The sequence below is a fragment of the Streptomyces sp. NPDC054842 genome (assembly GCF_053611025.1).
Genome location: NZ_JBSGZN010000068.1, coordinates 16,260 through 34,807 on the forward strand (window position 1 = coordinate 16,260; position 18,548 = coordinate 34,807).

An 18,548-nucleotide genomic window follows, 5' to 3' on the forward strand; every position below is an offset into this window, starting at 1 on the left:
TGCGCGCGCGGCGCCGGGCGTCAGTTCTCGGTGACGTCGGTGGAGGGGGGAGACTCCGTGCCGGGGCGGGCGCGGACCTCGGTGGTGCAGTCGTAGTGGTGCAGCGGGGCGGGGGAGGGGCCGCCCAGGATGACGGAGCCGTCGTCCGCCGCGGTCGCCTCCGAGTTGGCGAAGGTGCAGATGATCTGCGCGAGGGCGTACGACGTCAGCTTCTCCGGCGCCGTGCTGAGCCGGAACGTGTTCTCCGGGTCCTTGCCCTGCGGCCCGCTCACCCGTGTACCGGAGCGCACGTCGGTCGAGTAACCGGCCTGCTTCTCCGGTGAGGACGGCGTTCCCGCGAGCTGGTCCAGGAGCCCCTGGGCGACCAGGACCCGCCGCTGCGCCTCCGCCGTACCGTCCGGGATGCGCACCGACCGGTCCACCGTGACCAGTTGCGAGGAGCACAGCAGGAAGACCTGGACGGGGATGCCGGGCGCGGACCGGGTGGAGATGTCGGACCCCGACAGCGTGCAGGGCACCCGGGACGGCGCGGGGCCGAAGTCCGTGGGGACCTGGGTCGAGCGGATGCCGCAGCCCGTGAGCAGCGCCGCGGACGCCACGAGCGTCAGCCAGGGGCGTACGCCCCGAAGTCGTCGCCTCATCCGGCGTCCTCCTCCGTGCCGTCCGCCTCCGGGGGCACGGACGTGTCCTGGGGCAGCCGCAGGGTGAACACCGCGCCGCCCTTCGGCGAGTTGGCCGCCGTGATCTCCCCGCCGTGGATGTGCGCGTTCTCCAGGGCGATGGACAGGCCGAGTCCGCTGCCCTCGGAGCGCGGGCGGGACGCGCTCGCCTTGTAGAAGCGGTCGAAGACGTGCGGGAGCACGTCCTCGGGAATGCCGGGACCGTGGTCCTGGACCTCGATGAGCAGGTCGTCGGACTCCTTGCGGACGAAGACGCACACCGGCGACCCGCCGTGCTTGAGCGCGTTGCCGATCAGGTTGGCGAGGATGACGTCGAGCCGACGCGGGTCGAGGCGGACCATCATGCCGCGCTCCGCGTTCAGTTCCACCGCGTCCAGCCAGGCGCGCGCGTCGATGCACGCCGTGATCTGGTCGGCGATGTCCACGTCGTCCAGGACCAGCCGGGCCGTGCCCGCGTCGAAGCGGGTGACCTCCATCAGGTTCTCGACGAGGTCGTTCAGGCGGCGGGTCTCGCTGACCACCAGCCGCACCGCCGGCTCGATCATCGGGTCCACGCTGCCGGTCTCCGCGTCGAGTTCCTCCTCCAGGACCTCCGTCACGGCGGTGATCGCGGTCAGCGGTGTGCGCAGTTCGTGGGACATGTCGGCGACGAAGCGGCGGGACGCCTCGTCGCGTGCGCTCATGTCCGCGACGCGTTTCTCCAGGGACTCCGCCGTGCGGTTGAACGTGCGGGACAGGTCGGCCAGCTCGTCCGTGCCCGAGACGCGCAGCCGGGTGTCGAGCTTGCCCTCGCCGAGCCTGCGGGCCGCGGTGCCCAGGCGGTGCACCGGCTTGAGGACCGTGGTCGCCGCGGCCTGCGCGAGCAGCGCCGAACCGATCAGCGCCAGGCCCGTGGCGATCCCCAGCGACCAGGCGAGGGAGTTGAGGTCCTTCGCCTCCGGTTCGAGGGACTTGAGCATGTAGCCGGTCGGGCCGCCCCCGATCACCCTCGTGCCCGCCACCAGGTACGGCTCGTCGTCCTCCACGATCCGCTGCCAGTACAGGTGGTACGCGTACGTGTTGCCGGAGGAGATCGACTGCCTCTTGTTCACGGCCTTCTGCAGGGACTCCGGCACGTCCTCCAGGGTGAACGCGTCCAGGTCCGAGTTGCCCGTGACCGTGCGCCCGTTCCTGTCGGCCTCGACCAGCAGCACGCTGAAGCGCTGGCTGCTGTCGGCCATCTGCCCGGCCGTGTGCTGGAGTTCGTCCTGCGTGGGGTGCGGGCGCAGGGCGCTGGCACGGTTCTGCATCTCCTGCTGGAAGTCGCGCAGCACCGCGTCCTGGGTGCGGGTGAGCACGGCCTCGCGGTTGAGCCAGTACGCGATCCCCGACGCCGACACCGCCGCGGTGAGCGCGACCAGCCCGAACACCACGACCAGGCGCAGCCGCAGGCTGGTGAAGCGCAGACCGGCCAGTCTCGCCCTGCGCGCCGCGGCCCAGCCGCGGCGCTCGTCCTGCGGTGGTGTCACTGAGGGTTGTCCAGCCGGTAGCCGACTCCGCGCACGGTACGGATCAGGGTGGGCGAGGACGGGACGTCCTCCACCTTCGCGCGCAGGCGCTGCACGCACGCGTCCACCAGACGGGAGTCGCCGAGGTAGTCGTGCTCCCAGACCAGCCGCAGCAACTGCTGGCGGGACAGCGCCTGTCCGGGCCTGCGGCTCAGCTCCAGGAGCAACCGCAGCTCGGTCGGCGTCAGTTGCAGGTCCTCGCCGTTCTTCGTGACCGTCATGGCGGCCCGGTCGATGACCAGGGAACCGAACGTCGCCGCGTCGTTGGCCTCACGCTCGCCGCGCCGCAGCACCGCCCGGATACGGGCGTCGAGGACGCGCCCCTGCACCGGCTTGACCACGTAGTCGTCGGCGCCCGACTCCAGCCCGACCACCACGTCGATGTCGTCGCTGCGCGCGGTCAGCAGGATGATCGGCAGCTGGTCCGTGCGCCGGATGCGCCGGCACACCTCGAATCCGTCGATGCCCGGCAGCATCACGTCCAGCACGATGAGGTCCGGCCGTTGCTCTCGCAGCAGCTTCAGACCGTCCTCGCCGGTGGCAGCGGTGGCCACACGGTGTCCCTGGCGCGTCAAAGAGAGCTCCAGGGCCGTACGGATGGCGTCGTCGTCCTCGATCAGCAACAGGGAAGGCACGGACGTCATTCTGGCCCATGGCACGGTGGTCTATCGACCGTTGAACCGCTCCCACCCATCTCTTGCACAGATGAAAGGCGCCTTGGGCCGTCTGCGTAGTCGTACGGCTCTCCTGCGTGATCGACGCGTGACGCGCCCGGGCGTGACCCCTGTGACAGCCCTGTGACAGTCGGCGGACACGGCCATGAAGTGCCGGCGGCAGAGTTTTCGACACCAGCACGGCACGCAGGGAAAACGGGACTCCACGACGGGGGGCGCGAGATGAACACGCTGCACAGCACCAGCACTAGCGCAGTGGTCACGCGTCTTCACGACGTCAACCGGAGCAACGAGAAGTCCGGTGCCGTGAGCGGGCGGGGGTGCGCTCGCGGCACCGGGCGTCAGCACACCGCGTACATGACGGTGGTTGACACCCTCACGGGGGGAACGGCGGTGGCGGAGAAGTCCGCCGCCGACGGGGGAAGCGCGTACGGGGAGGGCTCGGGGGAGCGTCGCTCGCTGTCGGAGGCGGAGTTCACCGCCTATGTCCAGGAGCGCCGCGCCTCCCTGTACGCAACCGCCTACCACCTGACCGGGGACCGCTTCGAGGCCGAGGACCTGCTGCAGAGCGCGCTGTTCTCGACGTACCGGGCGTGGGACCGGATCAGCGACAAGGCCGCGGTGGGGGGCTACCTGCGGCGGACGATGACCAACCTGCACATCAGCGCCTGGCGCCGGCGCAAGCTGAACGAGTACCCGACCGAGGAACTGCCGGAGACCGCCGGTGACACGGACGCGATGCGCGGCACCGAGCTGCGCGCCGTGCTGTGGCAGGCGCTCGCCCGGCTGCCCGAACTCCAGCGCACCATGCTGGTCCTGCGCTACTACGAGGGCCGCACGGACCCGGAGATCGCGGAGATCCTCGACATCAGTGTCGGCACGGTGAAGTCCAGCATCTGGCGGTCGCTCCGCCGGCTGCGCGAGGACGAGGTCCTCAGCTTCGGCCGTGACGAGGAGGAGTCCTTCGGCGAACTCGTCGCCTGAAGGTCCGGGGGAACGGGGAGACGGGGGACACACGGGGGAACGGTTCCGGGGGGAGCCGGTGTGACGGGGGAGCGGTTCCGGGGGGAACCGCGGTGATCACGGGGGAGCGGTTCCGGGGGGAGCCGCTGGGATCACGGGGGAGCACGAAAGAGCGGGACTGGAGGGCCGGGGGGTCCGTCCGGTCCCGCTTCTCGTGTGTCCGGAGTTCTCTAGGCCGGGCTCTCGGCGGCCGCGACGCGGTCCGCCGCCGCGCCCGCCAGCCGTCCCAGCGCCTCGTCCCGGTCGCACGCGTACGCGCCCAGCGCCGTCTGCCGGGCCACGATCGACCGCTCGTCCCGCATCAGGCGCCAGCCGCGGCGCAGCAGGAACGGCACGGACTTGCGGCCCTCCCGCAGATCGCGCAGGAAGCGCCGGCGGAAGGTGGTGACGGGGCCCCGGGTCAGGCACAGGGCGTCCGCCAGCACGCCGAGTTCGCGGCAGCGGCCGACGATCTCCGCGGCGAAGATGCCCTCGGCGATGAACAGCGGGCTGCCGTCGATGTGCAGGGTCTCGGTGCCCGTACGCGCGCTCAGCGAGATGTCGTAGACGGGCACGGTGGTTCGGCCCGTGCGGCACAGCTCGGCGATGGCGGCGACGGCGGTGTCCGCGTCCCAGGACAGCGGGTGGTCCCAGTCGATGTCGGAACTCCCCTCCACCTGGGGCAGGGTCGGGTCCGACGCCTCCTTGTAGAAGTCGTCGAGCCGCAGGACCGGCAGGCCCGAACGGGCGGCGAGGAGGGACTTCCCGGAGCCGGACGGGCCGGACAGCAGCACGACTCGGGCGGGTATGGGCGGATGGGAACTCACGAGAGTCCAGTGTGAGGCATCGGGCGGCCCCGGCCGACCCCGCGGGTCGGCGTTGGAGCGCACATCACACCTCAACTACCCTACGTGTCGACCCGATTACCTTGAGCAGCAGAAGGCGGCACCAGTCATGGCCCCACTCACACCCCTGAACAGCCCGACCGCCCGGCGCGCCCTGGTGGCCCTCGCGACGACGGGCGCGGCGCTCGGAGCGGGAGCCTCGACCGCCGCCGCGGAGTCCCAGGATGTCCTCGGCGTGATGCACACCCGGCCCACCTCGCTGGGGAACATCGACCCCCAGGCCGGTCTCGGCGCGGTGACCGGGATCGTCCAGTACGTCACGGGACCGGTCGAGGGCCTGAAGCCCAACCCCCTCGCGGGCACCGGCGTCGACCCCCTCGACAACGGCGTCGGCACCGAGTTCGGCGGCTTCCGGCCGCTGACCTCGCAGGCGCTCACCGGGCCGCTGGCGCAGGCGCCGTCGGTGGGCAGCATCCCGGTGGTCGGGCAGGCGGCCGGGCTGCTGCACTGAACGTGAAGAGAGCCGCGCTCCCCCTGGACGGAGGGGAAGCGCGGCTCTCCGGCGTACGGGACCCCGGGGACACGGATCGGGGTCCCGAGACCACGGGGCGCGGTGACCCCCGGCTCGCGGTGGCTCAGTACGCGGAGCCGGACGCGCCCAGCGAACCCGTCGGGTGCCAGACGGTCTTCGTCTCCAGGAACGCCGTGAGCCGCTCGATGCCCGGCGTGCGCGCGTAATCCACAGGCTGTGGACGGAAGACGCGCTTCAGGTTGTCGGCGGCCGCGATCTCCAGCTCCTTGGCGAGCGCCTCGTCGGCGCCGGCCAGGTCGATGGCGTTCACGTCCTGGTGCGCGGCCAGCGGAGCGGCGATCTCCGCCGTACGGCCGGACAGCACGTTGACGACTCCGCCGGGGACGTCGGAGGTGGCGAGCACCTCGCCGAGGGAGAGCGCCGGGAGAGGCGACCTCTCGGAGGCGATCACGACGGCGGTGTTGCCCGTCGCGATCACCGGCGCGACGACCGACACCAGGCCCAGGAACGAGGACGCCTGGGGTGCCAGGACCGCCACCACGCCCGTCGGCTCCGGCGTGGAGAGGTTGAAGTACGGGCCCGCCACCGGGTTGCCGCCGCCGACCACCTGGGCGATCTTGTCGGTCCAGCCCGCGTACCAGACCCAGCGGTCGATCGTCGCGTCGACCTGCTCGGCCGCCTTCGACTTCGACAGGCCCTCGGCGTCGGCGACCTCGTGGACGAACTGCCCCCGGCGGCCCTCCAGCATCTCCGCGACGCGGTAGAGGACCTGGCCGCGGTTGTAGGCGGTCGCGCCGGACCACGGGCCGAAGGCCTTGCGCGCGGCCACGACCGCGTCACGGGCGTCCTTGCGGGAGGAGAGGGGTGCGTTCGCCAGCCACTTGCCCTTGGAGTCGGTCACCTCGTACACCCGGCCGCTCTCGGAACGCGGGAACTTCCCGCCGACGTACAGCTTGTAGGTCTTGAACACCGACAGTCGCGCATCAGACATCGAGGTACGCCTCCAGGCCGTGGCGGCCGCCCTCGCGGCCGAAGCCCGACTCCTTGTACCCGCCGAAGGGCGAGGTCGGGTCGAACTTGTTGAACGTGTTGGACCAGATGACGCCCGCGCGGAGCTTGTTCGCCACCGCCAGGATGCGGGAGCCCTTCTCCGTCCAGATGCCCGCGGAGAGGCCGTACTGGCTGTTGTTGGCCTTCGCCACGGCCTCGTCCGGCGTCCGGAAGGTGAGGACCGACAGGACCGGGCCGAAGATCTCGTCGCGGGCGACGGTGTGCGCCTGGGTGACGTTCGTGAAGAGCGTCGGGGCGAACCAGTAGCCGGACGAGGGCAGTTCGCAGGCCGGGGACCAGCGCTCGGCGCCCTCGGCCTCGCCCTGCTCGGTGAGCGTGGTGATGCGGGCCAGCTGCTCGGCGGAGTTGATCGCGCCGATGTCGGTGTTCTTGTCGAGCGGGTCGCCGAGGCGCAGCGTGGAGAGCCGGCGCTTGAGCGAGTCCAGCAGCTCCTCCTGGACGGACTCCTGGACGAGGAGCCGCGAGCCCGCGCAGCAGACCTGGCCCTGGTTGAAGAAGATGCCGGTGACAATGCCCTCGACGGCCTGGTCGATGGGGGCGTCGTCGAAGACGATGTTCGCGCCCTTGCCGCCCAGTTCGAGGGTGACCTTCTTGCGCGTGCCGGCGATCTGGCGGGCGATGGCCTTGCCGACCGCCGTCGAGCCGGTGAACGCGACCTTGTTCACGTCCGGGTGCTCGACGAGCGCGGCGCCCGTGTCTCCGTACCCGGGGAGGATGTTGACGACGCCCCTGGGCAGGCCCGCCTGGCGGCAGATGTCCGCGAAGAACAGGGCCGACAGGGGAGTCGTCTCCGCGGGCTTCAGGACGACCGTGTTGCCGGTCGCGAGGGCCGGGGCGATCTTCCAGGCCAGCATCAGCAGCGGGAAGTTCCACGGGATGACCTGGCCGGCCACACCGAGCGGGCGCGGGTTCGCGCCGAAGCCGGCGTGGTCGAGCTTGTCGGCCCAGCCCGCGTAGTAGAAGAAGTGCGCGGCGACCAGCGGGAGGTCCGCGTCGCGGGTCTCCCGGATCGGCTTGCCGTTGTCCAGCGTCTCCAGGACGGCCAGCTCGCGGCTGCGCTCCTGGATGATCCGGGCGATGCGGAAGAGGTACTTGGCGCGCTCCGAGCCGGGCAGCGCCGACCACTTCTCGAAGGCGCGGCGCGCGGCCTTCACGGCGCGGTCGACGTCCTCGGCGCCCGCCTGCGCCACCTCGGAGAGGACCTCCTCGGTGGACGGGCTGACCGTCTTGAAGACCCGGCCTTCGGCGCCCTCGGTGAACTCGCCGTCGATGAACAGGCCGTAGGACGGCGCGATGTCGACGACGGCGCGGGACTCGGGCGCCGGTGCGTACTCGAATGCGGATGACCGCTTCTCGATGGTCATGGTGATCAGTCCACCGTCACGTAGTCGGGGCCGGAGTAGCGGCCGGTGGCCAGCTTCTGACGCTGCATCAGCAGGTCGTTCAGGAGCGAGGACGCGCCGAAGCGGAACCAGTGGTTGTCCAGCCAGTCCTCGCCCGCGGTCTCGTTGACCACGACCAGGAACTTGATGGCGTCCTTGGAGGTACGGATGCCGCCCGCGGGCTTCACGCCGACCTGGATACCGGTCTGCGCGCGGAAGTCGCGGACGGCCTCCAGCATGAGCAGCGTGTTCGCGGGCGTCGCGTTCACCGCGACCTTGCCGGTCGAGGTCTTGATGAAGTCGGCGCCGGCCAGCATCCCGAGCCAGGAGGCCCGCCGGATGTTGTCGTACGTCGACAGCTCGCCGGTCTCGAAGATGACCTTCAGCCGGGCGGCGCCCGCGGCCTCCTTCACGGCGACGATCTCCTCGTACACCTTCATGAAGCGGCCCGAGAGGAACGCGCCGCGGTCGATGACCATGTCGATCTCGTCCGCGCCCGCGGCGACCGCGTCGCGCACGTCGGCCAGCTTCACGTCGAGCGCGGCGCGCCCGGCCGGGAACGCGGTCGCCACCGAGGCGACCTTCACGCCGGAACCGGCGACGGCCTGCTTGGCGGCGGCCACCATGTCGGGGTAGACGCAGACGGCGGCGGTGCTCGGCGTCGTCCGGTCCGTCGGGTCCGGGCGGACCGCCTTGGCGCCGAGCGCCCGGACCTTGCCCGGGGTGTCCGCGCCTTCCAGCGTCGTCAGGTCGACCATCGAGATGGCGAGATCGATGGCGTACGCCTTCGCCGTGGTCTTGATGGAACGGGTGCCGAGGGAGGCGGCGCGCGCCTCCAGGCCGACCGCGTCGACGCCGGGCAGCCCGTGGAGGAAGCGGCGCAGCGTGCTGTCGGACGCGGCGACGTCCGTGAGTGCATGAGCAGCGGATGCAGTGGTGGGCATGGTCACGACCTGAGCATATCTACGCGCGTAGCGGCTGTACACCCCACGTGGTGGAAGTGACCTCGACCACCGTGTACGGGCACAGCTGCCACTGTCGGGCACAATCGGGGCCATGACGACCCCGGACCACCAGTCTCCCGCACCGGACGCCCCGCACCCAGAGCTGAGCGACCGGACCTACCGGTCGTCCGCGGGTGTCGCGGGCGGCGTGCTGCTGCTCGTCATCACGGGCTGGCTCGGCATCGACGCGCTGATCATCGGTCACGGGCGCACGCCGTGGGTGGCGCTCGCCGCGCTGCTCCTGCTCGTCCCGCTGGTGACCGCCTTCACCCTGCGCCCCGCCGTCTTCGCGAGCGAGGACCGGCTGCGCGTGCGCAACCCGTTCCGGGTGATCGTGCTGCCCTGGGGCAGCGTCGGCTCGCTGCGCTCCGGCTACTCCAACGAGGTGGTCGACGCCGCGGGCACCAAGTACCAGCTCTGGGCCGTGCCCGTCTCCCTGCGCGCCCGCAAGCGCGCCGCCAGGCGGCAGTCGCGCAACGCCGCCGCGGACACCAGCGGCCGCACGTCCGCGATCGCGACCGAACCGACCCGCGCGCCGGCCGACCAGATCATGGACGACCTGCGGGACCTCCTCCGGGACCGCGCCGCGGCACCGAGCGCCCAGGGCGAGGTCACCGTGCGCTGGGCGTACGAGGTGCTGGGCCCGGTGATCGCGGGGGCGCTGCTGCTCGTGATCCTGCTCGCGACCGGATGAGGTGACCGCTCCCTCCCGGGCCGGCGCGGGCTGCGGTGCGGTTTGCGGTGAGTGCCGGGGCGGGTGGGTCCGCGGGTCCGTGGGCTGCGACGTGGTGACGCGGGCGGGTTCGTCCGCTCGGGTCGCGGTGCTTCGGCTGCTTGCGGTGAGTGGTGAGGCGGGCGGGTCCGGGCGCCGGTGACCGTCGCGCGCCGTCCGTTTCCGGTGGGCGTGAGAGCCCGACCGCGACCGGCGTCCTCCGTGCTCGGGCCGTTCCGGTGAGCGTGTGGGCCCGTCCCTGACCGGCGTTTCCCGTGCTCGGGCCCTTTCCGTGTCCGGGGCAACCACGTGGGTGGTCCGAGCGTCTGGACATCGATGAGTACGAATCTTGAGGCGCCCGCGCGGCTGCCCGCCTCCGCCGTGCCCGACGCCTGCCGGGCCTGGGACGGCGAGCAGGCCCGCCGCTGGACCCGGGCGCTGCCGCCGCGCTGGGCCCCCGTACGCGGCCGGGCGCGCTACCACCTGCCCCTCGCCGCCCTCGTCGCCGCCTCGCCCTTCCTGCTGCCCGCGCTCGCGGACGTACGCCCGTACGTGGCCGCGCTGCTCGCCTGCCACGTCGTCTGGGTGTCGGTGCGCCCCGAGACCGTACCCGTCACGGCTCCCGCCCTGGCCGTCGTCCTCCTCACGCAGCACCCCCGCCTGCCGTGGGCGGTGACCGTCCCGGTCCTCGCGGCACTGACCGTGTCCTGGGTGGTCACGTGCGTACGGCTGCGGTCCTGGGCGCGTCAGCGCGAGGCCGCGCTCGCCGCGGCCGGCGGCGTGACCGCGCCGCTGCCCGGCGAGGACCGGCCGCCGGAGCGCGGGACGGCCCTCGTCCCCGCCGGGCTCGTCCTCGCGGTGCTCGGCGGCGTCCTCGTGGCGACGGCGGACGCCTGGGACCTCACCGGCGACCCCGAGGTGTCCCGGACGGCGGGCTGGTGCGCGCTCGGCCTCGGCCTGACGGCCGTCCTCTCCGGCGTGCTGGCCCGGCGCCGGGCCGCCGCCCTGCGCCGCGCCCCGGTACCGGTGCTGCGCGTCCTGGTGCGCGACGACGGCAACGGCGACACCGAGGTCTTCGCCGCGGACGACCGGGAGGCGGGCCGGCCGCTGTTCGTCGTGGGCCTGCGGGAACTGCCGTCCGACGACGAGGACGAGGACGGTGAGGACGACAACGACGAGGACGACGAGCTGGCGGAGCTTCTCGCCGGTCTCGACACCCCCGGCCCGCTGAAGGAGGCCGTCCTCCACGGCGTGCCCCGCGACGGCGCCGAGATATTCCTGGTCAGCGCCGAGGAGGACGCCGACGAGCCGCCCGCGCGCGCCTGGTCGACGGGGCCCGTACGCCCCCTGTCGGAGGGTGCCGCGCGGCGCCGGGTCGCCGCGCTGCGGAAGGCCGCGGCCCGCGAGGAGGCGCAGGAGGAGCAACGCGCCGCCGCGGTGCGGACGCTGGACGCGGGTTCGGTGCCCGTACGGCGCTGGGGCGCGGGCTGGTGGGACCGGCTCGGTGCCGCCGGGCTCGTACTGTTCGGCTGCTTTCTGCTGACAGGCCAGGACGGCGTGTGGCGCTACGTCTTCGGCGCGGCGGCCGGCCTCCTGGGCGTGCTGTCGCTGCCCCGCAAGGCGGCCTGGCGCATCACCGCCGACAGCTCCGGGCTGTGGCTCAACGACCTGCGGGGCACCCGGCACGTCGCCTGGGACCACCTCAGGGTCGTCGAGTGCCGGAACACCCTGCTGAGGGTGGACAGCCACCGGGCCTCGTTCCCCGAGTGGCGGGTCCGCGGCCCGCGGCTGCCCTGGCTGGAGCGGCGCTTCGGCCGGATCCACCCCTACGAGAGGACGGCCGCCGAGATCACCGCCATGTGGCGGGACCCGGCGCTGCGGCCCACCGGGGGCAGCGGCGGACGGGAGCGCGGGCGGCCGCTGTGGCCGCTGAGCGTGCTCGGCGCGACGGCCTGGGCGGCGGTGCTGGTCTTCCTGCCGTGAGCCGCGCCGGGCCGCGCCGGGCCGCGTTGAGCCGCGCTGAGCCGCGCTGAGCCGCGCTGAGCGGTGCTGAGCGGTGCTGAGCGGTGCCAAGCCAAGCCACGCCGCGCCGAGCCGAGCCGCGCCGGGTCCGCCTGCCACGGCTCGCCTGCGTGGTGCGGCCGGGCGCCGCGGGAGCACGGCCGAAGCCCCGGTCCGGGGAGCCGGACCGGGGCTTCGTCTCGTCGTGCGTCGTGCGTCGTACCTGGGGGTGGGGGCGGTGGCTCAGATGCCGGCGGCCGCCGACAGGTCCTGCTTGATCATGGCCAGCAGGCCGCTCGCCCTGGTGCGGGCCTCGGGAAGGCCGTCGTGGTTCGCCACCGGCACCACGACCTCCAGGTAGCACTTCAGCTTGGGCTCCGTGCCGCTCGGGCGGACGATCACCCGGGCGCCGTCCAGGGTGTAGCGCAGCCCGTCGGTGGGCGGGAGCCTGTCCGTGCCCCGCGTCAGGTCCTCGGACTTCTCGATCGTCAGGCCCGCGAGCCGGGTCGGCGGCTGCTCGCGCAGGCGCCGCATCGCGCTCGCGATGACCGAGAGGTCGTCCACCCGGACCGAGAGCTGGTCGGTGGCGTGCAGGCCGTACTCCACGGCGATGTCGTCGAGGAGGTCCAGCAGCGTGCGGCCCTGTTCCTTGAGCTCGGAGGCCAGCTCCGTGACGACCAGGGCGGCGGTGATGCCGTCCTTGTCGCGTACGCCGTCGGGGTCGACGCAGTAGCCCAGCGCCTCCTCGTAGCCGTACCGCAGGCCCTCCACCCGTGCGATCCACTTGAAGCCGGTCAGGGTCTCCTCGTAAGCGAGGCCCGCCTTCTCGGCGATCCGGCCGAGCAGCGAGGACGAGACGATCGACTCGGCGAACGTGCCGCGCGCGCCCTTGCGGACCAGGTGCTCGGCGAGCAGCGCGCCGACCTCGTCGCCGCGGAGCATGCGCCAGTCGGCACCGTCCTTGACGGCCACCGCGCAGCGGTCGGCGTCCGGGTCGTTGGCGATGATCAGGTCCGGCTCGGTCTCGCGCGCCTTCGCGAAGGCCAGGTCCATCGCGCCCGGCTCCTCCGGGTTCGGGAACGCGACCGTCGGGAAGTCCGGGTCCGGCTCCGCCTGCTCGGCGACGAGGACGGGCTCCGGGAAGCCGGCCCGCGCGAAGGCACCGAGCAGCGTCTCCTTGCCGACACCGTGCATGGCCGTGTAGACCGTGCGGGCCGTCCGGGGCGAGCCGGGCGCCAGGGCCGCGTCCGTGCGGGCCAGGTAGGCCTCCAGGACGCTGTCGTCCAGGGTCTCCCAGCCGCTGTCCGGGCGCGGCACGTCGGCGAGCGCGCGCACGGCGTCGATCTCCGCCGCGATCTCCGCGTCGGCGGGCGGGACGATCTGCGAACCGTCGCCGAGGTACACCTTGTAGCCGTTGTCGCGCGGCGGGTTGTGGCTGGCGGTGACCTCCACGCCCGCGACCGCCCCGAGGTGCCGTATGGCGAAGGCCAGGACCGGGGTGGGCAGCGGACGGGGCAGGACGGCGGCCCGGAGCCCGGCGCCGGTCATCACGGCGGCGGTGTCCCGGGCGAAGTCGGCGGACTTGTGGCGGGCGTCGTAGCCGATGACGACGAGGCCGTCCGTCCGGCCCTGCGCCCGGAGGTACGCGGCGAGGCCGGCGGCCGCCCGGACGACCACGGAGCGGTTCATGCGCATCGGGCCCGCGCCCAGCTCGCCCCGCAGGCCGGCGGTGCCGAACTGGAGGGTGCCGCCGAAGCGTGCGGCGAGCTCGGCGGTGTCCCCGGACTCGATGAGCTTGGCGAGTTCCTCACGCGTCTCCGCGTCGGGGTCCTCGGCCAGCCATGCCTCGGCCCGTGCGATGAGTTCGTCCTGCACGTGGGGTCAACCTCTCGTCTTCGTCTGCGTCGTACGTTGCTGTGTACCCGGGTTTCGTCCCGGGCGCTCCCGCACGGCACGCCCCGGACCCGTTCAGGTGCGCGGCGCCCGGCCCGGCCCCCGTTCCTCGTACGCCGGGGGGCCGGGAGTCCCGCCGGGAGAGCCCGCCGCCCGTCCCCCGGCCGTCGAGCACGGAAGCGCCGGCGCCGGACAGCAGGGGCCCGGCCGGGTCAGATGCGGTCCAGCACCTGGGTGAGGAGGGCGCCCATGCGGGCGGCCGAGTCGCGGCCCGCCTGGAGGACCTCCTCGTGGTTGAGGGGCTCGCCCGTCATACCGGCGGCGAGGTTGGTGACGAGCGAGATGCCGAGGACCTCGGCACCGGCCTCACGTGCGGCGATCGCCTCCAGGACGGTCGACATGCCGACCAGGTCCGCCCCGATGACACGGGCCATGCGGATCTCGGCGGGCGTCTCGTAGTGCGGGCCGGGGAACTGCGCGTAGACGCCCTCCTCCAGGGTGGCGTCCACCTCCTTGCACAGGGCGCGCAGGCGCGGCGAGTACAGGTCCGTGAGGTCCACGAAGTTCGCGCCCACGATCGGCGAGGTCGCCGTCAGGTTGATGTGGTCGCTGATCAGGACCGGCTGGCCGGGGCGCATGCCCTCGCGCAGGCCGCCGCAGCCGTTGGTGAGCACGATCGTCTTGCAGCCGGCGGCGACGGCGGTGCGGACGCCGTGCGCGACGGCGGCGACGCCGCGGCCCTCGTAATAGTGGGTGCGGCCCAGGAAGACCAGCGCCCGCTTGCCGCCGATGCGGTACGAGCGGATCTTGCCGCCGTGGCCCTCGACCACCGGCGGCGGGAAGCCGGGCAGCTCGGTGACCTGGAACTCGGCCTCGGGGACCCCGAGGGCGTCCACGGCCGGAGCCCAGCCGGAGCCCATCACGAGGGCGACGTCGTGGGTCTCGGCGCCCGTGAGCTCGCGCAGGCGCGCGGCGGCGGCGTCGGCGGCGGCGTAGGGATCGCCCTGGATGTCGTCCGGAAGAAGAGATGCGTTCACGCGCATGAGGGTAGCCGGTCTCGGCCTACGCGCGTAGATGACAGAGCTCACGGTCATGCGATCGTTGTCTTGTCGTTTCCCACGAAAGCGGGGCACGGTGCCGCCCGCAGGGCCCGTGCCGGGCGGCGACCCGCGGGCGGGCGGCCGTGTGTCAGCAGGGACGCTTGCGGAGTTCCATGACGTAGTCGTGCGGCGCCCCGGCCGATTCCGCCGCGTCGGCGATCTCGCCCAGGTACCTGGCCGACGGCAGCCCGCCCTCGTACCCGTTCAGCACGTACACCCAGGCGGGTTCCTCGCCCTCCAGGGTGTGCACCCGTACGCGCATCCGGCGGTAGATGTCGAGGCCCACGCCCTCCCAGCGGTCCATCGAGTCCTCGTCCAGCGGCGCGACGTCGTACAGCGCCACGAACACCTGGGACCGCGGTGCCTCGACGATCGTCGCCAGCGCGCCCTCCCAGCCCATGTGCTCACCGGCGAAGGTCAGCCGCCAGCCGTTCAGCCAGCCGGTGGCGCGCAGCGGCGAGTGCGGGGCGCGGCGCGTCATGAGCCGCGGGTCGAGATTGCCGGCGTACGCGGCGTAGAGCGACATGGGGTCGAGGGTACGGCAGCCGCGACCCCGCCCCCCGCGTAACAGAAGTCGCTCGAATGCACGCTCGGCGGGCCCCCGGGCGGAAGCACCTTGGCGCGTGCGGGACAATGGAGTACGTGACTCGGATCGTGATCATCGGTGGCGGACCCGGCGGATACGAGGCGGCCCTGGTGGCCGCCCAACTCGGCGCGGAGGTGACCGTCGTCGACTGCGACGGTCTGGGCGGGGCGTCGGTGCTCACCGACTGCGTCCCGTCGAAGACCCTGATCGCGACGGCCGAGGTGATGACCACCTTCGACTCGTCGTACGAGGAACTCGGCATCATCGTCGCGGACGACACCCCGCCGATGGAGCAGGCCGCCCGGGTGGTCGGCGTCGACCTCGGCAAGGTGAACCGCCGGGTGAAGCGGCTCGCCCTCGCCCAGTCCCACGACATCACCGCCTCCGTCACCCGCGCCGGGGCCCGCGTGCTGCGCGGGCGCGGCCGGCTCGACGGGCAGCAGGCCATGGACGGCTCCCGCAAGGTCGTCGTGCGCGCGGCCGACGGGAACGAGGAGACCCTCGTCGCGGACGCGGTCCTCATCGCCACCGGCGGGCACCCCCGCGAGCTGCCCGACGCGCAGCCGGACGGCGAGCGGATCCTGAACTGGACGCAGGTCTACGACCTGGACGAGCTTCCCGAGGAGCTCATCGTGGTCGGCTCCGGCGTCACCGGCGCCGAGTTCGCCGGCGCCTATCAGGCGCTGGGCTCGCGCGTCACGCTCGTTTCCAGCCGTGACCGTGTGCTGCCGGGCGAGGACCCGGACGCCGCCGCCGTGCTGGAGGACGTCTTCCGGCGCCGCGGCATGAACGTCATGGCCCGCTCGCGCGCCCAGGCCGCCAAGCGGGTGGGCGACCGCGTCGAGGTCACGCTCGCCGACGGCCGGGTCATCACCGGGTCGCACTGCCTCATGGCCGTCGGCGCCATCCCGAACTCCAGCGGCATGGGACTGGAGGAGGCCGGGGTCAAGGTCAAGGAGTCCGGCCACATCTGGACCGACAAGGTGTCCAGGACCACGGCCCCCGGGGTCTACGCCGCCGGTGACGTGACCGGCGTCTTCGCGCTCGCCTCCGTGGCCGCCATGCAGGGCCGCATCGCGATGTACCACTTCCTCGGTGACGCGGTCGCCCCGCTGAACCTCAAGACGGTCTCGTCGAACGTCTTCACCGACCCCGAGATCGCGACCGTCGGGTACACCCAGGCGGACGTCGACGGCGGCAAGATCGACGCCCGGGTCGTCAAGCTGCCGCTGCTGCGCAACCCCCGCGCCAAGATGCAGGGCATCCGGGACGGCTTCGTCAAGATCTTCTGCCGCCCCGGTACGGGGATCGTGGTCGGTGGTGTCGTCGTCGCGCCGCGCGCCTCGGAACTCATCCACCCCATCTCGCTCGCGGTCGACAACAACCTGACCGTCGAGCAGATCGCGAACGCGTTCACCGTGTATCCGTCCCTGTCGGGATCGATCGCGGAGGTGGCCCGGCAGTTGCACACCCGGAAGACCGAGGGCGAGGGCTGATCGGTTCCTGCCGGACGGCGGTCCCGGACGCGCGTGCCGGGCGCGGGTGCCGGGGTGCTCGCGGGGGCGCGTCCGGCGGGTGGCGGGGCTCGCGGCGGCTCGCGTACGGCGTGGTCGCGGGCGTGCGTCGTGGTCGCTGAGCAGCGGCGCGAGGGCCGGTCCGGGGTGTTCCGGCCGGTCGGGCCGGTGGTGGGCGGCGCCGGTCACGGGGAGTGGCCGCCCATTCTCGCGGCATAGGCGCCGGGCGTAGGCCCGTATACCACTTCGTGTCCCTCTGTGCGAACAACTTCTGTTATTCGGCGCAAACTGCTGAAAGCAGACGGTCGTTGGGGTTACTGTCAGTTTCGTGTTCGCTGCAGAACGTCGCCAATTGATCCTCGAAATGGTGCGAGCGAACGGGGCCGTGTCGCTCCGTGAACTCGCCCGCGTCGTCCAGACCTCCGAAGTGACCGTACGGCGGGACGTGCGCGCACTGGAGGCAGAAGGACTCCTCGACCGCCGGCACGGCGGTGCGGTATTGCCGGGCGGGTTCACGCGGGAGTCCGGCTTTCCGCAGAAATCGCATCTCGCGACCGCCGAGAAGACGGCCATCGCCGACCTCGCCGCGGGTCTCGTCGAAGAGGGCGAGGCCATCGTGGTGGGGGCGGGAACCACCACCCAGGAGCTGGCCCGCCGGCTCGCGCGGGTGCCCGGTCTGACCGTCGTCACCAACTCGCTGCTGGTGGCCCAGGCGTTGGCCCATGCCAATCGCGTGGAGGTCGTGATGACCGGCGGCACCCTGCGCGGCTCCAACTACGCCCTGGTGGGCAGCGGGGCCGAGCAGTCCCTCCAGGGGCTGCGGGTCTCCCGGGCCTTCCTCTCGGGGAGCGGTCTGACCGCAGAGCGGGGGCTGTCGACGTCCAACATGCTGTCGGCGTCCGTCGACCGCGCGCTGGTGCAGGCGGCGGGGGAGGTCGTGGTCCTCGCCGACCACACCAAGCTCGGCACCGACACGATGTTCCAGACCGTGCCGACGGATCTGATCACCCGGCTGGTGACGGACGAACCGCCGGCGCACGACGACCGGGCGGGCACGGAGTTGCAGGCCCTGGCCGACCAGGGCGTGCAGATCGCCGTGGCCGGGTCGTCGTCGGGGTCGTCCTCCGGAGGTGCGGGGGGTGATACGGGCCCGGCGGGGCGTCAGTCGCGCCGGGACATGCCGTTGCCCGGGCCGCGCCGGGGGCAGGTGCCGGGGGCGGGGGCGCAGTTGCGGAGCGCGACCGTGCTGGGGGAGCAGGCTCCCGGGGAGCGCGCCCGGGTGGCTGACTTGCGCCGTCGCTGACGGGGTTTCGCGCGGGGCGCGTCGGCCGGGCGGGCGGTACGTGGTGCTCGCCGGGGGCGTGGATGCCGGTGCCTTCCGGGCGTGGAGGAGCGGTGCCTGCCGGGGCGTGGTGCGCCTTCCGTCCGGCGGTGGGTCGGGGCCGTGCCGGTGCATCCGCCCGTTGCATGCCGGGCGTGCCACTCGGTCGTGGGGCGGGCCGGAGTTGCCTGCCCGGCCCGCAACGGGCATGTGATGTACCGGCCCGGCCCCTTCGGAGCGTGGGCGACTGCGGGCCCGTTGTCCCAACCCTGGTGACTGCCGGGGCGTGGTGCGCCTTCCGTCCGGCCGGCACGGCCCCTTCCGTGCGAGGGCGGCTGCGGGTCGTCGTGGTTCCGGCTGGGGGCATGCGTGCCGCTGATGTTCGTCGTACGTCGAAGCGCCCGGCCCCTGAGCAGGGCCGGGCGCTTCCGTGTGGTGCTGGTCAGTCCTTGATGTCGCAGATGGGGGCGCCGGAGGTGAGGGAGGCGCCGACTTCGGCGGTGAGGTTCTTGATGGTGCCGGAGCGGTGGGCGTTGAGGGGTTGTTCCATTTTCATCGCTTCGAGGACGACGACGAGGTCGCCTTCCTTGACTTCCTGGCCTTCTTCGACGGCGACCTTGACGATGGTGCCCTGCATGGGGGAGGCGAGGGTGTCGCCGGAGGCGGCGGGGCCGGACTTCTTGG

At 72.7% G+C, this 18,548-nt stretch carries 17 protein-coding genes; 6 read left to right on the plus strand and 11 right to left on the minus strand.

What is annotated here, in order from left to right; all coding sequences use genetic code 11:
* Positions 1 to 20: 20 nt before the first annotated feature.
* From ACWGIS_RS33725 to afsQ1, 3 genes are read right to left on the minus strand one after another with little or no spacing between them, the layout of a single operon-like run.
* A complete protein-coding gene (locus tag ACWGIS_RS33725; RefSeq protein ID WP_453366309.1) occupies positions 21 to 641 on the minus strand; it encodes a hypothetical protein in 621 nt (206 codons plus the stop codon).
* Positions 638 to 2,188: an ATP-binding protein gene (locus ACWGIS_RS33730; protein WP_453366310.1), complete on the minus strand. Its 1,551-nt coding sequence runs from the start codon at positions 2,186 to 2,188 to the stop codon at positions 638 to 640. The genes ACWGIS_RS33725 and ACWGIS_RS33730 overlap by 4 nt, the downstream gene beginning before the upstream one ends.
* Positions 2,185 to 2,862 (minus strand): two-component system response regulator AfsQ1, encoded by a 678-nt coding sequence (afsQ1, locus tag ACWGIS_RS33735; RefSeq protein ID WP_217452845.1) that lies wholly within the window; start codon positions 2,860 to 2,862, stop codon positions 2,185 to 2,187. The genes ACWGIS_RS33730 and afsQ1 overlap by 4 nt, the downstream gene beginning before the upstream one ends.
* Before the next feature lie 261 nt (positions 2,863 to 3,123).
* On the opposite strand from afsQ1, the gene ACWGIS_RS33740 reads away from it, so the two are divergent.
* Positions 3,124 to 3,885 (plus strand): SigE family RNA polymerase sigma factor, encoded by a 762-nt coding sequence (locus ACWGIS_RS33740; protein ID WP_453366311.1) that lies wholly within the window; start codon positions 3,124 to 3,126, stop codon positions 3,883 to 3,885.
* Positions 3,886 to 4,094: 209 nt separating this feature from the next.
* On the opposite strand, the gene ACWGIS_RS33745 is transcribed toward ACWGIS_RS33740, so the two are convergent.
* Positions 4,095 to 4,730: a uridine kinase family protein gene (locus tag ACWGIS_RS33745; protein ID WP_453366312.1), complete on the minus strand. Its 636-nt coding sequence runs from the start codon at positions 4,728 to 4,730 to the stop codon at positions 4,095 to 4,097.
* 127 nt (positions 4,731 to 4,857) lie between these two features.
* Between ACWGIS_RS33745 and ACWGIS_RS33750 the strand changes: the two genes are divergently transcribed.
* On the plus strand, positions 4,858 to 5,259 hold the full coding sequence (locus tag ACWGIS_RS33750; RefSeq protein WP_453366313.1) for a hypothetical protein: 402 nt from the start codon (positions 4,858 to 4,860) through the stop codon (positions 5,257 to 5,259).
* A 124-nt stretch (positions 5,260 to 5,383) separates the two neighbouring features.
* On the opposite strand, the gene ACWGIS_RS33755 is transcribed toward ACWGIS_RS33750, so the two are convergent.
* The 3 genes from ACWGIS_RS33755 to deoC are packed head-to-tail and all read right to left on the minus strand — an operon-like array spanning position 5,384 to position 8,677.
* On the minus strand, positions 5,384 to 6,271 hold the full coding sequence (locus ACWGIS_RS33755) for an aldehyde dehydrogenase family protein (protein ID WP_453366314.1): 888 nt from the start codon (positions 6,269 to 6,271) through the stop codon (positions 5,384 to 5,386).
* On the minus strand, positions 6,264 to 7,715 hold the full coding sequence (locus ACWGIS_RS33760; protein WP_453366315.1) for an aldehyde dehydrogenase family protein: 1,452 nt from the start codon (positions 7,713 to 7,715) through the stop codon (positions 6,264 to 6,266). The genes ACWGIS_RS33755 and ACWGIS_RS33760 overlap by 8 nt, the downstream gene beginning before the upstream one ends.
* Positions 7,716 to 7,720: 5 nt before the next feature.
* A complete protein-coding gene (deoC, locus tag ACWGIS_RS33765; RefSeq protein WP_453366323.1) occupies positions 7,721 to 8,677 on the minus strand; it encodes a deoxyribose-phosphate aldolase in 957 nt (318 codons plus the stop codon).
* A gap of 112 nt (positions 8,678 to 8,789) precedes the next feature.
* Between deoC and ACWGIS_RS33770 the strand changes: the two genes are divergently transcribed.
* Together ACWGIS_RS33770 and ACWGIS_RS33775 are read left to right on the plus strand one after the other, a co-directional pair.
* Positions 8,790 to 9,431: a PH domain-containing protein gene (locus ACWGIS_RS33770; protein WP_453366316.1), complete on the plus strand. Its 642-nt coding sequence runs from the start codon at positions 8,790 to 8,792 to the stop codon at positions 9,429 to 9,431.
* A gap of 354 nt (positions 9,432 to 9,785) precedes the next feature.
* Positions 9,786 to 11,432, plus strand: coding sequence for a hypothetical protein (locus tag ACWGIS_RS33775; protein ID WP_453366317.1), 1,647 nt, complete (start codon positions 9,786 to 9,788; stop codon positions 11,430 to 11,432).
* A gap of 261 nt (positions 11,433 to 11,693) precedes the next feature.
* Here ACWGIS_RS33775 and ACWGIS_RS33780 read toward each other — a convergent pair whose 3' ends face one another.
* The 3 genes from ACWGIS_RS33780 to ACWGIS_RS33790 form a co-directional block, all read right to left on the minus strand.
* Positions 11,694 to 13,325, minus strand: coding sequence for a phospho-sugar mutase (locus tag ACWGIS_RS33780; protein ID WP_453366318.1), 1,632 nt, complete (start codon positions 13,323 to 13,325; stop codon positions 11,694 to 11,696).
* Between the two features lie 230 nt (positions 13,326 to 13,555).
* Positions 13,556 to 14,380, minus strand: coding sequence for a purine-nucleoside phosphorylase (locus ACWGIS_RS33785; protein WP_453366319.1), 825 nt, complete (start codon positions 14,378 to 14,380; stop codon positions 13,556 to 13,558).
* 151 nt (positions 14,381 to 14,531) lie between these two features.
* Entirely contained in the window at positions 14,532 to 14,969 is a 438-nt protein-coding gene (locus tag ACWGIS_RS33790; protein WP_121405665.1) for a gamma-glutamylcyclotransferase, read from the minus strand.
* 56 nt (positions 14,970 to 15,025) lie between these two features.
* Between ACWGIS_RS33790 and ACWGIS_RS33795 the strand changes: the two genes are divergently transcribed.
* Both ACWGIS_RS33795 and ACWGIS_RS33800 read left to right on the plus strand, forming a co-directional pair.
* A complete protein-coding gene (locus ACWGIS_RS33795; protein WP_453366320.1) occupies positions 15,026 to 16,525 on the plus strand; it encodes an NAD(P)H-quinone dehydrogenase in 1,500 nt (499 codons plus the stop codon).
* A 346-nt stretch (positions 16,526 to 16,871) separates the two neighbouring features.
* A complete protein-coding gene (locus tag ACWGIS_RS33800) occupies positions 16,872 to 17,846 on the plus strand; it encodes a DeoR/GlpR family DNA-binding transcription regulator (protein ID WP_453366321.1) in 975 nt (324 codons plus the stop codon).
* 460 nt (positions 17,847 to 18,306) lie between these two features.
* Here the strand turns inward: ACWGIS_RS33800 and ACWGIS_RS33805 are convergent.
* The coding region (locus tag ACWGIS_RS33805) for an acetyl-CoA carboxylase biotin carboxyl carrier protein subunit (RefSeq protein WP_453366322.1) at positions 18,307 to 18,548 on the minus strand (242 nt) is incomplete at its 5' end.

Excerpts from the sequence above, each read along its gene's own strand:
- ACWGIS_RS33790 (WP_121405665.1), bottom strand. The coding sequence starts at position 14,969 with ATGTCGCTCTACGCCGCGTACGCCGGCAATCTCGACCCGCGGCTCATG.
- ACWGIS_RS33755 (WP_453366314.1), bottom strand. The coding sequence starts at position 6,271 with ATGTCTGATGCGCGACTGTCGGTGTTCAAGACCTACAAGCTGTACGTC.
- ACWGIS_RS33760 (WP_453366315.1), bottom strand. The coding sequence starts at position 7,715 with ATGACCATCGAGAAGCGGTCATCCGCATTCGAGTACGCACCGGCGCCC.
- ACWGIS_RS33725 (WP_453366309.1), bottom strand. The coding sequence starts at position 641 with ATGAGGCGACGACTTCGGGGCGTACGCCCCTGGCTGACGCTCGTGGCG.
- ACWGIS_RS33740 (WP_453366311.1), top strand. The coding sequence starts at position 3,124 with ATGAACACGCTGCACAGCACCAGCACTAGCGCAGTGGTCACGCGTCTT.
- ACWGIS_RS33795 (WP_453366320.1), top strand. The coding sequence starts at position 15,026 with ATGCACGCTCGGCGGGCCCCCGGGCGGAAGCACCTTGGCGCGTGCGGG.
- ACWGIS_RS33775 (WP_453366317.1), top strand. The coding sequence starts at position 9,786 with ATGAGTACGAATCTTGAGGCGCCCGCGCGGCTGCCCGCCTCCGCCGTG.
- ACWGIS_RS33770 (WP_453366316.1), top strand. The coding sequence starts at position 8,790 with ATGACGACCCCGGACCACCAGTCTCCCGCACCGGACGCCCCGCACCCA.
- ACWGIS_RS33750 (WP_453366313.1), top strand. The coding sequence starts at position 4,858 with ATGGCCCCACTCACACCCCTGAACAGCCCGACCGCCCGGCGCGCCCTG.
- deoC (WP_453366323.1), bottom strand. The coding sequence starts at position 8,677 with ATGCCCACCACTGCATCCGCTGCTCATGCACTCACGGACGTCGCCGCG.